Raw genomic sequence first — 15,328 nt, forward strand, 5'->3', positions numbered from 1 at the left:
ACCTTTCGTATTTCACGGACTCTTCAGCATCATTTTATACCATGAAGGAAACCGAAATGCCAGACGTGTATTTTCCTGCTAAAAGGATTTAAAATTTACCCCTCTGTTTCATATCACAAAATGTTAAATTGTGGCTTATAATACCTAACGAAGCATTCAAAACAAAACTAAGGAGAGTGAACAAAGAAATGGCCTTTATCCTAAAAAGGAGATTAACAAATGAAAGGGCACTTCTAGGAACCTTTGCGGTGCTGCCTTCAGTCGATTCCATTGAAATATTAGCTTTGGGCGGCTTTGATTTCGTGGTTTTAGACAGGGAGCATGGCCCTCATTCTGTGGAAAAGCTGCAGGACATGGTAAGGGTAGCACAACTTCACGAGATGGCAACTTTAGTCAGAGTGCCCGAAAATTCTAAGAAAGAAATTTTATGGGCGCTGGACTCAGGCGCCGACGGGGTACTCGTTCCCATGGTCGAAAAGGCCTCGGATGCCATAAAAGCGGTAAAGGCAGCCAAATACACCCCCGTCGGAGAGAGGGGAGTTGCCTTAGTAAGATCAGCCCAATACGGCAGCCAGGAGATGACATCTTATTTTAAGGAATCTAACGACAATACCTTCGTCGCTCTGCAGTGTGAGAACACGACGGGTTTGGCAAATCTCGAGGAGATAGTGAACATCGAAGGGGTAGATATGATCTTTTTCGGGCCCTTCGACATGTCGGCTTCCCTGGGAATTCCGGGGCGAACGCAGGATCCAAAGGTCGAAGAGGTTGCAACGCAGATCTTAAAAATATGCAAAAGCGCAGGCAAGGCAGCAGGAACCTTTGCGACAACCCCTGAGGAAGCGGCTAAGCGCTTCGAACAGGGATTTAACCTGGTCGGACTTGGCATCGAGGCATCAATATATCTTAATGCAGCTTCGCGAGTCGTAGCCGATGTAAAATCCAAAGGCAAAAAGATCTAATAGCTATGTCGTAAGATATAGAATATGTGCCATTTCCCTTTGGCTCATATTCTATATCTTGCAAGCTCGGCCTCGTGAGCCGGTCCGGTTACTATGTTCAGTCGGTCTTCGCTCGAAGCAATGAACACTCGCACGACGCCATTTTCATGATCGCTGTAACGCGCTACAAAACGGGCAGCCCTTTCTAAATTTTCTTTCGATATGATTCCCTTTGGAGCGTAAAGCAATGCTACGGGACCTTTAACGTTGATGGGATTTAACAGTAAGATGTGAGGCAAACGCAGTTGGAGCAACCGCTTGTTTTCCCTTGCATCCCTTCCGATGACCAAATGAGCGTTCTCGGGGAGCAAGAAGTGCCGCCCCACGCGCAAACAAGCTGCATGAAAGAATGAGAAATCTTCCTTTAAGGCATTCATTAATCGCTCTAATTTTACCGAAAAAAACTTCTCGGTCAGCGGACACCCACCACCAGGGGATGGGTAGCTATCGATATTCCATTGCCTTGCCAACTCTATCTGTTTTTTTCGTCCCCTGCCGGAAATGGAAAGAAACCACTCCCTTTTTATTAAACCATTCCGTTCTGGCACCGTCGGTGGAAGAAGCTTGGCCGATAGAGACCTGACGATATACTCACCAAACCCCGAAGCAGAGTCCACATGTCTCAAGGCCTGCGACGTCTGAGATTTCGGCCTTTCGCCCAACACTTCTCCCGTTGCCAAAAAATCGTATCCTCTTTCTCGCATCAAATTTCCTGCCTTTTTGAGCATCAAAGTATGACAATCTATGCAGGGATTCATGCATTTCCCAAAGCCGTGGGGCGGATCGAAGAGGAGTTTAATGTATTCTTTTTCAGGCAGCGGTGCTATAATTAACGGGAAATTATATCGGCGTGCCGCTATAATAGATTTTTCAGCGGAGAAAAAGGGAGTAGTAAAGGCCAGGCAAGTTACTGTAACCCCGTTTCTGCGCAAGAGTTCACCGGCAAGCAAGGAATCAAGTCCGCCGGAAAAAAGAAGTAATGCCTTCGGGGATTTGTTCTTCATTTGCTTACCTCCCATATAATCAATGATAATTGATAATTATTGATAAAATCACGTCAGCTTTGATAGACTATCCGAAGTCTCTTTATGCGTCAAATGACGCCTATTTTTATGAGGTGGTTGATAAATGACAAACATGAATAATATAAGAAATTTTTGCATCATAGCTCACGTTGATCACGGCAAGTCGACGTTAGCAGACAGGTTGCTCGAATATACGAATACCATAGATTCGCGAAAAATGCGACAGCAGTTTCTGGATACAATGGATATAGAACGCGAAAGGGGAATTACGATAAAACTTGTGCCCGTAAGAATGCAATACAGGGCGAATGACGGCAAAGAATATATACTCAACCTCATAGACACTCCCGGTCACGTGGATTTCAGTTACGAGGTGTCTAGATCCCTAGCCGCTTGCGAGGGCGCACTATTGGTCATCGATGCAGCACAAGGGGTGGAAGCTCAAACTCTTGCCAACGCTTATTTGGCTGTTGATCAGGGATTGGAGATCATCCCCGTGATAAACAAGATAGATCTCCCCGGAGCACGTCCCGATGAGGTATTGCGACAGATCGAAGAAGTGATCGGGTTGGATTCTTCCCAGGCTATTTTAGTCAGCGCTAAGGAGGGAATCGGAATACCGGAGGCGCTTGAAGCGATTGTGAAACGCGTTCCCCCTCCTACAGGTAATGAAGATGCCAAACTTCAGGCTCTGATATTCGACTCAATCTACGACAACTACAGAGGGGTAATATCTTACGTCAGGGTAGTAAACGGATGTATTAAAAAGGGTCAGTCCATCTTCTTTATGGCGACAAGAAAAGAATATGAAGTGGAGGAAGTGGGATTTTTTACGCCCTTCATGTCCCCTGCTGAAGAACTCAAGGCAGGAGAAGTAGGCTATGTCATTGCAAACGTAAAGACCATCTGGGAAGCCAGAGTGGGGGACACGATAACCGATGCAAATTCGCCTGCCGACAAACCTTTGCCTGGGTATAAGCACATCAAACCCGTCGTCTTCTGTGGCCTGTATCCGCTGGACAGGGACGACTTTCCCCGTCTCCGCGAGGCTATAGAGAAATTGCAATTAAACGACTCAGCATTGGCCTTTGAGCCGGAGACTTCGGAAGCACTGGGCTTCGGCTTCAGATGTGGTTTTTTAGGACTTCTTCACATGGACATCACTATCGAGAGGCTTAAAAGGGAATTCGAGATAGATTTAGTCGCCACGGCCCCAACCGTAGCCTATGAGATCCTTTTAAAAGACGGAGAAGTCATTGAGGCCAGAAAGCCCTCCGACTTTCCAGATCCCGTAAAGATAGAGGAGATCAGGGAACCCTTTATTAGGCTTACGATATTTTTGCCTTCCGATTATGTTGGCAAAGCCATGAAACTTTGTCAGGACAGGCACGGAGAGTTTGTTTCGCTGGATTACATTACGCCAGAGAGGGTAAAGCTTATTTACGACCTTCCCTTAGCCGAATTCATCGTGGATTTCCACGATAGGCTAAAATCTCTCACAAGAGGTTACGCATCCATAGATTACGAACAGGTAGGATACAGAAAATCCGATCTGGTCAAGGTGGACATCCTCATTCACGGCGAGCCAGTCGATGCCTTTTCCTTCATCTGCCATAAAGACGACGCCTACAAAAGGGCATTAGGTGTTATAAAAAAGCTCAAGGAACTGATACCGCGACAGCTTTTTGAGGTCGCCATACAGGCTTCAATAGGAAGCCGTGTTATAGCCCGAGAAAACGTCAAACCCTTGCGCAAAAACGTGCTAGCAAAATGTTATGGCGGCGACGTCACCAGAAAACGTAAATTGCTTGAAAAACAAAAAGAGGGCAAGGAAAAGATGAAGATGATAGGAAGAGTTCAGATTCCCCAGGAAGCCTTTTTGGCATTCCTGCAAGCCAATGAGGAAGAATAGATCGGACCGCGTAAATTTACTAAACGAATCTTTTGTCTTGGCGCTGTCGTCTCCACTTTCGCTTTACGTTCATATACCCTTTTGCGTCAGAAAATGCCCCTACTGCGCCTTCTACAGCGTGGTTTCGAAAGCCTCTGAAATAGACAAATTTATGAACTGCCTCGACGAGGAGTTAAAGTTGTGGGCCGCTCTTGCAGGAGGGAAAATCAAGGTCCAAACGCTTTACATTGGCGGTGGCACGCCAACTTTATTAAACCACTGGCAATGGGAAAGGCTTATCTCGTCGCTTGAACGTTACGTTGACTTTTTGCCCTTCCTAGAGGCGAGCGTCGAAGCAAATCCCGGTTCGTTAACCGCCGATCACATTAAACTTTGGCGCTCCTGGAGGATAACCCGTGTAAGCCTTGGAGTCCAAAGCCTTGACGATGGAGAGCTTCAGTTGCTCAAGCGCCCCCATAGTGCTCACGATGCCGCAGATGCCATAGCCGCGCTGGTTGCCAGCGGCCTCGATGTCAGCGTCGATCTGATCTTCGGCCTGCCTGGACAGACCATACAAAGTTGGCACAGGACCCTCAAAGATTGTCTCAATTTCGGAATACGTCATCTCTCGATCTACGAACTCACCCTCGAGGAAGGCACTCCATGGGGCGAATGTCCGCCCTCAGGTTTGACCGAGGGATACCCGCTGTATAGGTTCGCCCAATGGTACTTGCCCAAGAAAGGATTTATTCAGTACGAAATAGCCAGCTTTTCCTTGCCACGCCATTGGTGTCGCCATAACATCGCTTACTGGCAAGGTGAAAACTTCTTAGGAGTAGGCCCCGGCGCCTGGGGCTACCTGGACGGATTCAGATACGGAAACACGAGGGAAATAAACGATTATTTCGATCAAATTACCAGCGAAAATCTTCCCGTGGAATATCAGGAAATATTACCACAAGACAAGCAGGCAACAGAAGCTGCCATACTGGCCCTTCGCACTCGATGGGGAGTAACTGCTACGACTTTTAAGAGAAAGTACGGATGGAAGGCCTACAGGAAATTTCTCGACACCTGGGAAAAACTTCCTTCGGATTGCAGGGCAGCTTGTCGCGGAAGGCATGCCTTCACTCCCAAGGGATTTCGCATCGCAAACGCTTTATGGGAAAACTTCCTGTAGGAAGAAACCTCCCACAGGAAGTTAAAACTTTTAGAGTAACTTCGAACTTCAGCGGGACCTGTATTCTATTATGGCGGAGGCCCGATCGCTCAAACTTGCTCCGAGCGCCTCTTCCAGTTCGACCGCCGAAGTGGCACGGAAGGACCTTATACCGTAAGCTGAAGCCAAAAGGCTAAAATTCGGAAGGTTTTGGTTCACTGCATAGGGTTTTCGGAAATGACGTTTCTTTTCGATGTTCTTTAGTATGCCAAAACCATTGTTGTGCCATATGACTATAACTAATGGCAGGTTTTCTTCTACGGTTAGGGCAAGCTCTTCCATGGTAAATTGAAATCCGCCATCGCCGGAAAGGACGATTATTGGAGCCTGAGAGCATGCGGCTTTGGCACCTAAAGCTGCGGGCAAGGCCCATCCAAGAGTACCAAAACCCACAGGATGAAGGAACGTCCTTGGCCCGTACGAAGGGAATTCGCTAATGGAGACGTAGGCGGGAATGGTCATGTCGGCAAAGATCATCCCTTCGTCGGGGAGGGCTTTTCTTATGCTGTTAACGGCTTGCACGGCATCGTAGGTCTCCTCACCCAATTCGCCTGAGCTTAAAAGTTCATCCCTCGCTGCTGCCTTTATGGACTTTACCTTGGAAGAAACTTCTTCGACAACCCTGGCGTCTCTGGCCGAAACGCGATCCGCCAAAATGGTTATCGCAGCTTTGCAATCGGCCATTACGGGTATATCGGGAAGAGGTTGTCGGGCGAAATTTCCGGGATCCAGGTCTATCCGGATAACTTCACCCTTCGGCTTGAGCGGATATTGGTAAAGGTCTGTGGGAGAAAGCTCCGACCCCGCGATCAAAAGCAAATCCAAAGATTCCAAGTAATCCCTTACGACCTTGAAATTAAGCCTGGCTCCCAAGCTTAAGGCATGTCTTTCGTCAACAACCCCCTTGCCGGCACAGGTGGTAACTACAGGGGCAGCAATCTTCTCCGCAAGTTTTGTAATTTCACTACCTGCAGACAATGCGCCTCCTCCGGCAATGATGGCACAAAAACGAGCTTTATTGATAAAAGATACGGCTTCGTCGATGTTCTCATCATCGGGGCATAAAATGGGGCGTAAAACTTTAAGCCGACAATCACTTCGATATTCCGATTCCCCGAAAAAGCCTTCCGACAACAGATCCAGGGGTATTTCCACATGAACCGGCCCCGGCCTTCCCTTTTGAGAGAGCTCCCATGCATAAATTAAGCTCGACGATATGTCTTCCGGATACATGACAGAAATGCTCTCTTTGCATACAGAAGATGCCAAGCCGCGGGAATCTTTAACTTCGTGGAGAAATCCGCTTCGAGAGGCTAAAGATTGCCTGGGTATTTGACTCGATATTAAAAGCAGAGGAACAGAATCGTGATATGCTCCCGCAAGGGCCGTCACAGCATTGGTAAGCCCCGGCCCTGTTATGGTAATGGCTACCCCGGGCTTACCCTTGATTCGGCTGTATCCGTCAGCTGCAAAGGCTGCACCCTGTTCGTGACGCGTCGTTATATGGCGAATGGGCGAATCCAACAACGCCTTATAGATCTCGAGGTTGTGCACCCCGGGAATTCCGAAGACAACTTCCACACCCAAAGCCTCAAGCGTCTTTACAACAAAGCTGCCCCCTGTTGTTTTAGCCATTTTATCGCCCTGATTTCATGTAAGAATGCTTAACTCATATTTATCCGTAAACCAACGCCTTATCCACCTCGAGCATGGCTTCCGTTATTTGAAACATGTTGGATATAGTCCCAACAGAGACTTTATCGGTTATTCCAAAATGATTGGTACAGGTTCCGCATACGAGGATGGAAGTCCCCTTATTTTCGAGGTCTCTTAGTATTTCGCTAGCGCTGTTTTCCGGTAGGGATAACAACACCCCTTCGTTCATCAAAGCGATCACAACTGGGGGTTCGCCTTCAAGGAGAACTCCGAGAAAGCTTTTCATCAACACCTCTCCCAATCCGTCGTTTGGCCTGCCGATAGTATCCGACAGAAGCAACACCCCTACACTCTTTTTTTCTTCATTAGGCTTAATTTTGGCTGCATCTTCGATTTCTGCCGTGCTATCTTCTGCTGTCTCTTCCGATTTGCCTCGAATAACGAAAGTCCCATCCTCTTTTTTAACCTCTTCGATGATTTCGTATCCCTGTGAATCAAGGAAGCGCCTGACGTTTTGAAAGGAGACGTCGTTATCGACTAAAACTTCCACTTCCTTTTCTCCAGAATCTATCGCCTTTTTCGTCATTATTACCGGTTTTGGGCAAGTCGTTCCTCTCGCATCGACTATTTTCATCTTTCCTTGATAACCTCCTTCGTCATTGATCTGCATTAATTCGACAAAATTTGGCGGCTTTCGATGATCTTGACGCCAACATTTTTCATTTCCTTCAAACTTTGCTCAACGCTTTCTTTGGTAATTCCGCGCGAGGCATCTTGGATCACATAAGTATCATACCCCAATTTAATAGCATCCAAGGCCGTTGATTTCACGCAGACATCAGTAGCCAAACCACATATAAAAACTCGTTCAATTCCCGCTTCATGCAATGTCTCCGATAATCTTGTCCCGTCAAAGGCGGAATAGGCTTCTTTCAAGGGTTCCGTCGCTTTGCTCACGACTATTGCCGAAGGAGGGATAAAAAGATCGTGATGAAATTCAGCTCCTCTGGTGTTTTGGACGCAATGAGCGGGCCATGGTCCGCCACACTCTTTGAAGCTCATATGTTTATCCGGATGCCAATCGCGGGAAAAGACGATTTGACCCTCCTGTCTTTCGAAATGCTCAACCAGTTTGTTTGCTATAGGGACAATCTCATCTCCTTCAGGAACCGGTAGATTTCCGCCGGGACAGAAATCCACTTGCAAATCCACGATTATCAGGGCATCTTTCTTTTTTATCGACAGCATCATGATAATACTCATCCTCCTAATTAATTATTATTAGATTAAATTACAAGATAATTTATTTCGTTTTAATAATAAAATAATAATAAAAATAATATCAGAATATTCTAAAATTTCACTTATTCAAAAAATATGGTATAACTATAGCTAATATGATCGAAGGCAAAAGAAAAAATAAAGGAGGAATCTTTTATGAACTTCGATTTAATTGCAGCTTTTACTATTGTCTTGTTTATTCTTTACATAGGTGACTTCATTTCTACTAAAACTAAAGCCTTTGTTCCTTCTGTGTTCGTCGCTGCAGTCCTATTTTTATTGGGCTTCTGGACCATTTTACCAGAAAATTTGATCGATCTGGCCTGTTTAGGGCAACCTTTGGCTACGTTGTCCATGTATTTATTAATAGTTCACATGGGAACAATGTTGAATCTAAAGGAATTGGCCGCACAGTGGAGAACCGTCGTAATTTCTCTAGGGGGGATCATGGGAACATCTTTGGGAACTTTAACGATCGGTAAATACTTATTTGGTTGGGAAACCGTTGTGATATCAACACCTCCACTTACGGGAGGAATCGTGGCAGCCCTAATGATGCAAAATGCCGCCATGAAAAAGGGATTGGTTGAGCTTTCGGTGTTAGCCATAGTCATGTATGTTACGCAGGGCTTTTTTGGTTATCCTCTGACGGCAATTGCTCTAAAACGTGAGGGGAAGAGGCTGTTGGCAGCTTTCAGGAAGGGAGAAATTAAGGCAGAAACCGCTACCTCAAATGCACCATCAGACGCTCCACAGAAAAGGTCAAAACTTCAAATTATCCCTGAAATACCGCCCAAATATAAGACGACTTACATGTACCTTTTCAAGCTTGGCATAGTGGCATGGGCGTCGGCTATGACGGCAACGGCCATAAACGAAGTAGTTTCACGTTTTGTGATATGCCTCATATTTGGCGTTATAACTGCGGAAATCGGCTTTCTCGAGCGTAGACCCCTCGATCTGTCGGGTTCATTCGGGTTTATGATGACCACTTTGATGGCCTTTATATTTGCAGGTTTGGCCAAAGCCACCCCAAATATGATTGTTAGTCTCGTCGGACCACTTTTTGGAATAATAGCAATAGGCGTTACGGGCATGGCACTGTTTTCCATGACTCTGGGAAAACTCCTTGGTTATTCTAAGGAAATGTCCTTTGCCTGCGCGCTTACTGCCCTTTACGGCTTTCCCCCCAATTACGTATTAACTGAGGAAGCCTCCAAGGCACTCGCCGAAAATCCTGAGGAATTTAAATTTTTAATGGATTCCTTATTGCCAAAGATGTTAGTGGGCGGTTTCATCACTGTTACTATCGGTTCGGTAATTTTAGCGGGTATATTCGTAAACTTACTGTAAAATTTATTATTAACGGAGGTGTCATACTTTAAATGGACATAAAAAAACTGGCAGCAGAAGTAAAGGATTACGTAATAGAACTGAGACGGGAATTCCACATGTATCCGGAAAAATCCGGCGAAGAGATAAGGACCTCGCGGAGGGTTAAAGAAGAGCTGGATAAGATGGGCATCCTCAATATAAACGCAGGCGGAACGGGAATAATCGCAACTATAAAAGGAGAAAAACCCGGGAAAACCGTAGCTTTAAGGGCCGATATGGATGCCCTCGAAGTCTCCGAAAAAAACAACAAGCCCTATAAATCCAAAAACGAAGGCCTCATGCATGCCTGTGGACATGATGGCCATACTGCAATGCTGTTGGGAGTTGCCAAAATTTTATCGGAAATCAAAAGCGAGCTGCCGGGAACCGTGAAGCTAATCTTTCAGCCGGCAGAGGAGGTCGCTCAAGGTGCGCTTAGGATGATAGACGACGGAGCTATGGATGGAGTAGACAACATATTCGGAATGCATCTTTGGAGCGGTTTGCCCACGGGAAAGGTATCCGTCGAAGCTGGGCCAAGAATGGCCGCTGTGGATGTCTTTGATATTACCGTCCAGGGCAAAGGTGGGCACGGATCTGCGCCCCATGAAGGAGTTGACGCCGTCGTAGTGGCTTCAAACATAGTAATGGCCCTCCAAACAATCGTCAGCAGGGAGTTTACGCCACTTGAGCCTCTAGTTGTAACGGTGGGTAAACTTGTCGCCGGCACTCGATTTAACGTCCTAGCCTCCGAGGCAAAACTCGAGGGAACAAACAGGTACTTCAATCCCAAGACCAAGGATGTTTTGCCCCAAGCCATAGAAAGGATAGCCAAGCAGGTTGCTGCAGGATATAGGGCTGAAGCATATGTAAATTATAAATTTGCCACTTCCCCCGTGATCAACGACCCCGAAAGTTCATCTCTGGCAGCCAAAGCCGCTGAAAAAATTGTTGGCAGGGACGGTTTGGTAGAATATGAAAAGGTCATGGGCGGAGAAGATTTCGCAGAATATCTTAAATTAGCCCCGGGCGTATTTGCCCTTGTGGGAATCGGCAACGAGAAAAAAGGTACAAATTACCCTCATCACAATCCCAACTTCGATTTGGACGAAGATGTCCTGGAGATCGGTGTAGCACTTTATCTTCAATATGCCCTTGACTATTTAAATCAAAACTGAAGGAGATGAAAAAATGCTTGAGACAAATCTTGAGAGAATCAAAGACCATATTGAAACGCTAAATACATTTAACTCAACACCCGGAAAAGGCTGTACAAGGTTGTCCTTTTCGCCCGAACACAAAAAGGCAATAGATTATTTGGCAGAGAGGTGCAAATCCCTTGGGCTGGAGGTTTCAATCGACCCCATAGGCAATTTCAGGGCTAAATTAAAGGGCAGGGAGCCCGACCTTCCTCCCGTGATGTTCGGTTCTCATATTGATACGGTTTTGTATGGCGGAAAATTCGATGGAGCGGCGGGAGTTGTGGCAGCCTTGGAAGCTTTGACGGTGATAAAAGAACATAAGGTGCAGCCCAAACATTCGCTCGAGATGATAGCCCTTGTTGAGGAGGAGGGCTCTTCCTTTGGCGGCGGCCTCGTGGGAAGCAAGGCTTTGGTCGGAAAATACACGCTTGAAGACTTAAAGAAGCTTAAAAACGACGAGGGCCTCTCTTTCTACGAAGCAGCCAAAAGGTTCGGCCTAAATCCAGATGAACTTGAAAGATACGTCTTGCGCAAGGGCGACCTGAAGGCATTGCTCGAACTTCACATCGAACAGGGCAAAATCCTTTATTCAAAATCTATTCCCATTGGCGTTGTGGAAGCCATTGTAGGCATAAAACAGCTTTCCCTAACCCTTGAGGGAATGGCTAACCACGCAGGGACAACGCCAATGAACATGAGGCATGACGCACTGGTGGGAGCCAGTAAGATAATTACATTTATTGAACATTGCGCCAAAGAAGATGTCTTTGATACGACCGTTGCCACCGTAGGCAAGATATGGTGCTTCCCCAACGTAACCAACGTAATACCAGGCAAGGTAACTTTCACCGTCGATATACGGGATATAAAAAAAGAAGGCATTGAAAGGATAGAACAGCTGCTCGGGGAAAAGGTCAGACAAGTATCACAAGAGCATGGATTAAATTACTCCATAGACCTGGTAGGAGAATCCGATTCGGTCAAACTTTCTGACAAGGTGATCTCAGCCATTCAAAATGCCGCTGAAAAGCTCGGCATTAAGTACCTGAGAATGCACAGTGGAGCTGGACACGACTCGGCACTCTTTACAGAAGTAACCGACGTGGGCATGATATTCGTTCAGAGCATAGAAGGCATAAGTCACGCACCTGAAGAGGACACCAAATACGACGATTTGAAGCGCGGATGCGATGTTTTGGTCAATGCCCTTTTGGATATAGCCCAATAAATAATCATATGTATTAACACAGCCCCGAAATTACGTTAATATTAATGACAACATCTTAAAGTGGGGCGTTGATCGAAAAATGCATGAAGATGTGAGCAAGATTTTACGTACGATACCATCTATGGACAAGTTACTGGTCTTGGAGTGGGTTGAAGGATTTTGCACACTCTTAGGACGCAAAACAACTAAATTAATTATCGAAGGAGTGCTCGAAAATTACAGAAACGAGGTGCTCCGCGGAAATGTAAGAGACGTAAACCTCAAATTCTTGTACGATGAGATCCGAAAGGCTTTAGACAAAGCTTCACGACACAATTTGACGCCCGTAGTGAATGCTACGGGCGTCATAGTGCACACAAACCTTGGAAGGTCCTGCCTCGCCGATGACGTAGCATCCGACGTGCGACTTATATCAAGTCGCTACAGCAATCTGGAGTACGATCTTGAAAGGGGCAAAAGAGGACACAGATATGATCACGTAGAATGGATTTTGTGCCAACTCACAGGCGCCGAGGCAGCTTTAGTTGTGAACAACAACGCAGCTGCGGTTCTTTTATGCTTAACAGCTCTTGCCGGCGATGGGGAAGCGATAATATCCAGGGGAGAGCTGATTGAAATAGGAGAATCCTTTAGAATACCCGACATCATGTCCTTTTCCGGAGCCAAGATGATCGAAGTGGGCACCACAAACAGGACTCACCTTTACGACTACGAGAGGGCCATAAACGAAAACACCCGCATCGTATTAAAGGTCCACCCCTCCAATTACAGGATAGTTGGCTTCCATTCAGAGGTGGGAAGAAGGGAGCTGACTGAGTTGGCTCATTCCAGAGGACTGTTGGTCATGGAAGACTTAGGAAGCGGATTTTTGGTGGACCTTTCAGCCTATGGCCTGAAAGGCGAACCGACGATAGGTCAATGCATAGAAGAAGGCGTAGATATCGTGACCTTTTCGGGCGACAAATTGCTCGGCGGACCGCAGATCGGGGGCATTGTAGGAAAGAAAGATCTCATATCAAAGCTCAAAAAACATCCATTGCTTCGCGCTCTGAGGGTAGACAAGATGACCTTGGCCGCATTGGAATCCACCTTGAGGATATATCTAAGGGAGGATTATGCAAAGATCCCAACATTAGCCATGATAATGACGGACCTTGAGAGATTAAAGGCCAAAGCAGAGAATTTAGCTAATTTGTTTCGAGGCATCTTTTCAAAAGACGACGGTTGGGAGGTTGAGGTCATCGAAGTTAAGGACTTGGTAGGTGGAGGGGCCTTCCCTGACGACGAATTAAGGGGTTTCGGAGTGGCGATAACACCTCCTGATACTATCGGCCCTTCTAAGTTCGCGGCCCTTCTTAGACAACTGGATACTCCCGTGGTAGCAAACGTGGACCAGGAAAGGATCATCTTTCACGTTCGCACGATGGGAGATGGCGAGGATGCTCTTGTCTCTTCAGAGATCGAAGGACGCTTAAAAGAGCTTCTATTGTGGGGGATGTGGGGGAATCCGCAATGACCGCACCTGTTGAGACGACAATAGTTTTCGGCACGGCAGGACATATAGATCACGGGAAAACCACTTTAATAAAGGCTTTATCAGGGGTGGACTGCGATCGGCTTAGGGAGGAAAAAAGGCGCGGCATCACGATAGAGCTCGGATTTGCTCCTTTAACGCTGCCGAGCGGTCGAATTGTAAGCGTCGTCGACGTCCCGGGGCACGAACGCTTCATCAGACAGATGGTGGCCGGCGCCACTGGAATTGATGCTGTTATTTTGGTCGTCGCCGCCGATGAAGGGGTAATGCCCCAATCCAGGGAACATCTGGAGATTCTGTCTTTGCTTGGCGTTAAAGAGGGATTGATCGCCATAACCAAGGCGGATCTTGTGGATGAAGAGATGCTCGAGCTTGTAAAATCGGACGTAGAGGATTTGGTCAAGGGCACCTTCCTTGAGGGGAAACCAATGGTTTGCGTTTCTTCAACGAAGGGGACGAATTTAGACAGGCTCCTCGAAGTCATCGACGGGACGGTAGATCGAATTAAACCGCGCGACACAGATGGCCCCTTTTTCATGCCTATCGATAGGAGCTTTCCTATAGCAGGTTTTGGCACCGTAGTAACGGGAACGGTATATAAGGGAAAAACTCAAATAGGAGATACGCTTGACGTGCTTCCTCTGGGTAAGAATTCCAAGGTTCGTTCAATTCAGGTACACGGCAAAGCAGTCCAGGAAGCATTAGCGGGACAGAGATCGGCCCTAAACCTGCCCAACATCAAATCAACAGAGCTTGAAAGGGGAGATGTGGCCTGTTCAAGCGGTCTGTTTAAAACCACACAGTGCCTTGACGTCAAATTAACCCTGCTTGCCTCTACGCCGGAACCGCTAAAGCACTGGCAACAGGTACATCTTCATATAGGAACTTCCGAAACAATGGCTAGAGTAGCGCTTCTGAAGGATACCAAGCTTTTGCCCAACGATGAGGCCTTTGGGCAGCTGGTCTTGAAGGAGCCGATAGTTGTTCACATGGGACAACGATTTATCATCCGGGCACATACACCTCTTAGGACGATTGGAGGAGGCGAAATTCTCTTCCCTTACGATAAAAAACCGAGGGGAGGAAAGGCAAGAACAGAACTTTTGGCTTTTTTAGACAAGTTAGCCCAAGCAAAAGATCCTGCAGAACGATTTGCAGTAATTTTAGAAAGGATTGGCCTTCTTTCCTTCAACGAAGCGATCATCTTGAGCCAGTTAACGCCCGAACAATTAAAGCTCACTTTAAACAAGGCGAGGGGTTTGGGAATAATCTTTATAGAATCGGGAGAACAACCTCTTTTAATGTCTCTCCCATATTACAAGGGGTTGACGAGATCCCTTCAGGACATATTGAATCGTTTTCACGAGAAAAATTCCCATTTGGCCGGAATGAAAGCCTCGGATTTAATAGCGGCTTTAGAGATATCGCTCACGAAAAGACAGTCTCAGGAACTGCTAAGGCTTTTCGTAAACAGAGGTCTAATAGAGACTGACGGAGAGATTGTAAGGCTTCCCGGAGCCTCGCCGGTGTTGGATGAAGGGATACTAAAAGATAAAGATAAACTGCTTTCCTATTGTGAAAACAAGGGGTTTCAGTTTTCCTCTGTAGAAGAAGCAATAAAGGAATTAAATTGGGATAAAGACAGGATGAACAAAACACTCGACGTCGCAAAACAGCAGGGAGAGATCAGAATAATTGGCGGAGAGTTTTTGTTATCCAAAAGAATCGAAGAAAAAGCCTTGGACATCCTGCGCACTCTTCCTGAGATAACCATAGCTTCCATGCGCGATACCACTAACGTCAGCAGAAAATACATACTGCCACTTCTCGAGGACTTCGATGCCCGTGGCATCACGAGAAGGATAGGAGATAAGAGAGTTTTACTCAAAAAGACGTAGTGAATAAGCTGCTAGAACG

The 15,328-nt window shown here is 46.5% G+C and carries 12 protein-coding genes; 8 read left to right on the forward strand and 4 right to left on the reverse strand.

The window, feature by feature from the left end:
- Positions 1 to 176: 176 nt before the first annotated feature.
- Positions 177 to 962: an HpcH/HpaI aldolase family protein gene (locus tag BLU12_RS03185; protein WP_234945409.1), complete on the forward strand. Its 786-nt coding sequence runs from the start codon at positions 177 to 179 to the stop codon at positions 960 to 962.
- Positions 963 to 1,006: 44 nt separating this feature from the next.
- On the opposite strand, the gene BLU12_RS10055 is transcribed toward BLU12_RS03185, so the two are convergent.
- On the reverse strand, positions 1,007 to 2,005 hold the full coding sequence (locus BLU12_RS10055) for a hypothetical protein (protein WP_234945410.1): 999 nt from the start codon (positions 2,003 to 2,005) through the stop codon (positions 1,007 to 1,009).
- 124 nt (positions 2,006 to 2,129) lie between these two features.
- On the opposite strand from BLU12_RS10055, the gene lepA reads away from it, so the two are divergent.
- A complete protein-coding gene (lepA, locus tag BLU12_RS03200; protein ID WP_057940986.1) occupies positions 2,130 to 3,938 on the forward strand; it encodes a translation elongation factor 4 in 1,809 nt (602 codons plus the stop codon).
- Entirely contained in the window at positions 3,925 to 5,097 is a 1,173-nt protein-coding gene (gene hemW / locus BLU12_RS03205; RefSeq protein WP_234945411.1) for a radical SAM family heme chaperone HemW, read from the forward strand. Before lepA ends, hemW begins: the two co-directional genes overlap by 14 nt.
- A 48-nt stretch (positions 5,098 to 5,145) precedes the next feature.
- Here the strand turns inward: hemW and BLU12_RS03210 are convergent, their stop codons facing one another.
- The 3 genes from BLU12_RS03210 to BLU12_RS03220 are packed head-to-tail and all read right to left on the reverse strand — an operon-like array spanning position 5,146 to position 8,043.
- Positions 5,146 to 6,771 (reverse strand): thiamine pyrophosphate-binding protein, encoded by a 1,626-nt coding sequence (locus tag BLU12_RS03210; RefSeq protein WP_091460555.1) that lies wholly within the window; start codon positions 6,769 to 6,771, stop codon positions 5,146 to 5,148.
- Positions 6,772 to 6,811: 40 nt separating this feature from the next.
- Positions 6,812 to 7,426, reverse strand: a complete 615-nt coding sequence (gene yedF, locus BLU12_RS03215) for a sulfurtransferase-like selenium metabolism protein YedF (protein WP_234945412.1) — start codon at positions 7,424 to 7,426, stop codon at positions 6,812 to 6,814.
- A gap of 35 nt (positions 7,427 to 7,461) precedes the next feature.
- Positions 7,462 to 8,043, reverse strand: coding sequence for a nicotinamidase (locus BLU12_RS03220; protein ID WP_234945413.1), 582 nt, complete (start codon positions 8,041 to 8,043; stop codon positions 7,462 to 7,464).
- Positions 8,044 to 8,229: 186 nt separating this feature from the next.
- Here BLU12_RS03220 and BLU12_RS03225 point away from each other — a divergent pair, with 186 nt between their 5' ends.
- The 5 genes from BLU12_RS03225 to selB all read left to right on the forward strand — a co-directional run bounded on the left by BLU12_RS03225 (position 8,230) and on the right by selB (position 15,309).
- A complete protein-coding gene (locus BLU12_RS03225) occupies positions 8,230 to 9,426 on the forward strand; it encodes a hypothetical protein (protein ID WP_091460560.1) in 1,197 nt (398 codons plus the stop codon).
- Between the two features lie 32 nt (positions 9,427 to 9,458).
- Positions 9,459 to 10,625, forward strand: a complete 1,167-nt coding sequence (locus BLU12_RS03230; protein ID WP_091460561.1) for a M20 family metallopeptidase — start codon at positions 9,459 to 9,461, stop codon at positions 10,623 to 10,625.
- Positions 10,626 to 10,638: 13 nt separating this feature from the next.
- Positions 10,639 to 11,877 carry a Zn-dependent hydrolase gene (locus BLU12_RS03235; RefSeq protein ID WP_091460563.1) on the forward strand — a complete coding sequence of 413 codons (1,239 nt, stop codon included), beginning with the start codon at positions 10,639 to 10,641 and terminating at the stop codon, positions 11,875 to 11,877.
- Positions 11,878 to 11,956: 79 nt separating this feature from the next.
- A complete protein-coding gene (selA, locus tag BLU12_RS03240) occupies positions 11,957 to 13,393 on the forward strand; it encodes an L-seryl-tRNA(Sec) selenium transferase (RefSeq protein WP_091460564.1) in 1,437 nt (478 codons plus the stop codon).
- A complete protein-coding gene (gene selB, locus BLU12_RS03245) occupies positions 13,390 to 15,309 on the forward strand; it encodes a selenocysteine-specific translation elongation factor (RefSeq protein WP_091460566.1) in 1,920 nt (639 codons plus the stop codon). The genes selA and selB overlap by 4 nt, the downstream gene beginning before the upstream one ends.
- The last annotated feature ends 19 nt before the right edge of the window (positions 15,310 to 15,328 follow it).

It is taken from the genome of Acetomicrobium thermoterrenum DSM 13490, assembly GCF_900107215.1.
Classification (GTDB): Bacteria; Synergistota; Synergistia; order Synergistales; family Acetomicrobiaceae; genus Acetomicrobium; species Acetomicrobium thermoterrenum.

Coding starts and splice junctions, on each gene's coding strand:
- BLU12_RS03230 (WP_091460561.1), top strand. CDS start 9,459: ATGGACATAAAAAAACTGGCAGCAGAAGTAAAGGATTACGTAATAGAA.
- BLU12_RS10055 (WP_234945410.1), bottom strand. CDS start 2,005: ATGAAGAACAAATCCCCGAAGGCATTACTTCTTTTTTCCGGCGGACTT.
- hemW (WP_234945411.1), top strand. CDS start 3,925: ATGAGGAAGAATAGATCGGACCGCGTAAATTTACTAAACGAATCTTTT.
- BLU12_RS03210 (WP_091460555.1), bottom strand. CDS start 6,771: ATGGCTAAAACAACAGGGGGCAGCTTTGTTGTAAAGACGCTTGAGGCT.
- BLU12_RS03225 (WP_091460560.1), top strand. CDS start 8,230: ATGAACTTCGATTTAATTGCAGCTTTTACTATTGTCTTGTTTATTCTT.
- selB (WP_091460566.1), top strand. CDS start 13,390: ATGACCGCACCTGTTGAGACGACAATAGTTTTCGGCACGGCAGGACAT.
- selA (WP_091460564.1), top strand. CDS start 11,957: ATGCATGAAGATGTGAGCAAGATTTTACGTACGATACCATCTATGGAC.
- BLU12_RS03220 (WP_234945413.1), bottom strand. CDS start 8,043: ATGATGCTGTCGATAAAAAAGAAAGATGCCCTGATAATCGTGGATTTG.
- yedF (WP_234945412.1), bottom strand. CDS start 7,426: ATGAAAATAGTCGATGCGAGAGGAACGACTTGCCCAAAACCGGTAATA.
- BLU12_RS03235 (WP_091460563.1), top strand. CDS start 10,639: ATGCTTGAGACAAATCTTGAGAGAATCAAAGACCATATTGAAACGCTA.
- lepA (WP_057940986.1), top strand. CDS start 2,130: ATGACAAACATGAATAATATAAGAAATTTTTGCATCATAGCTCACGTT.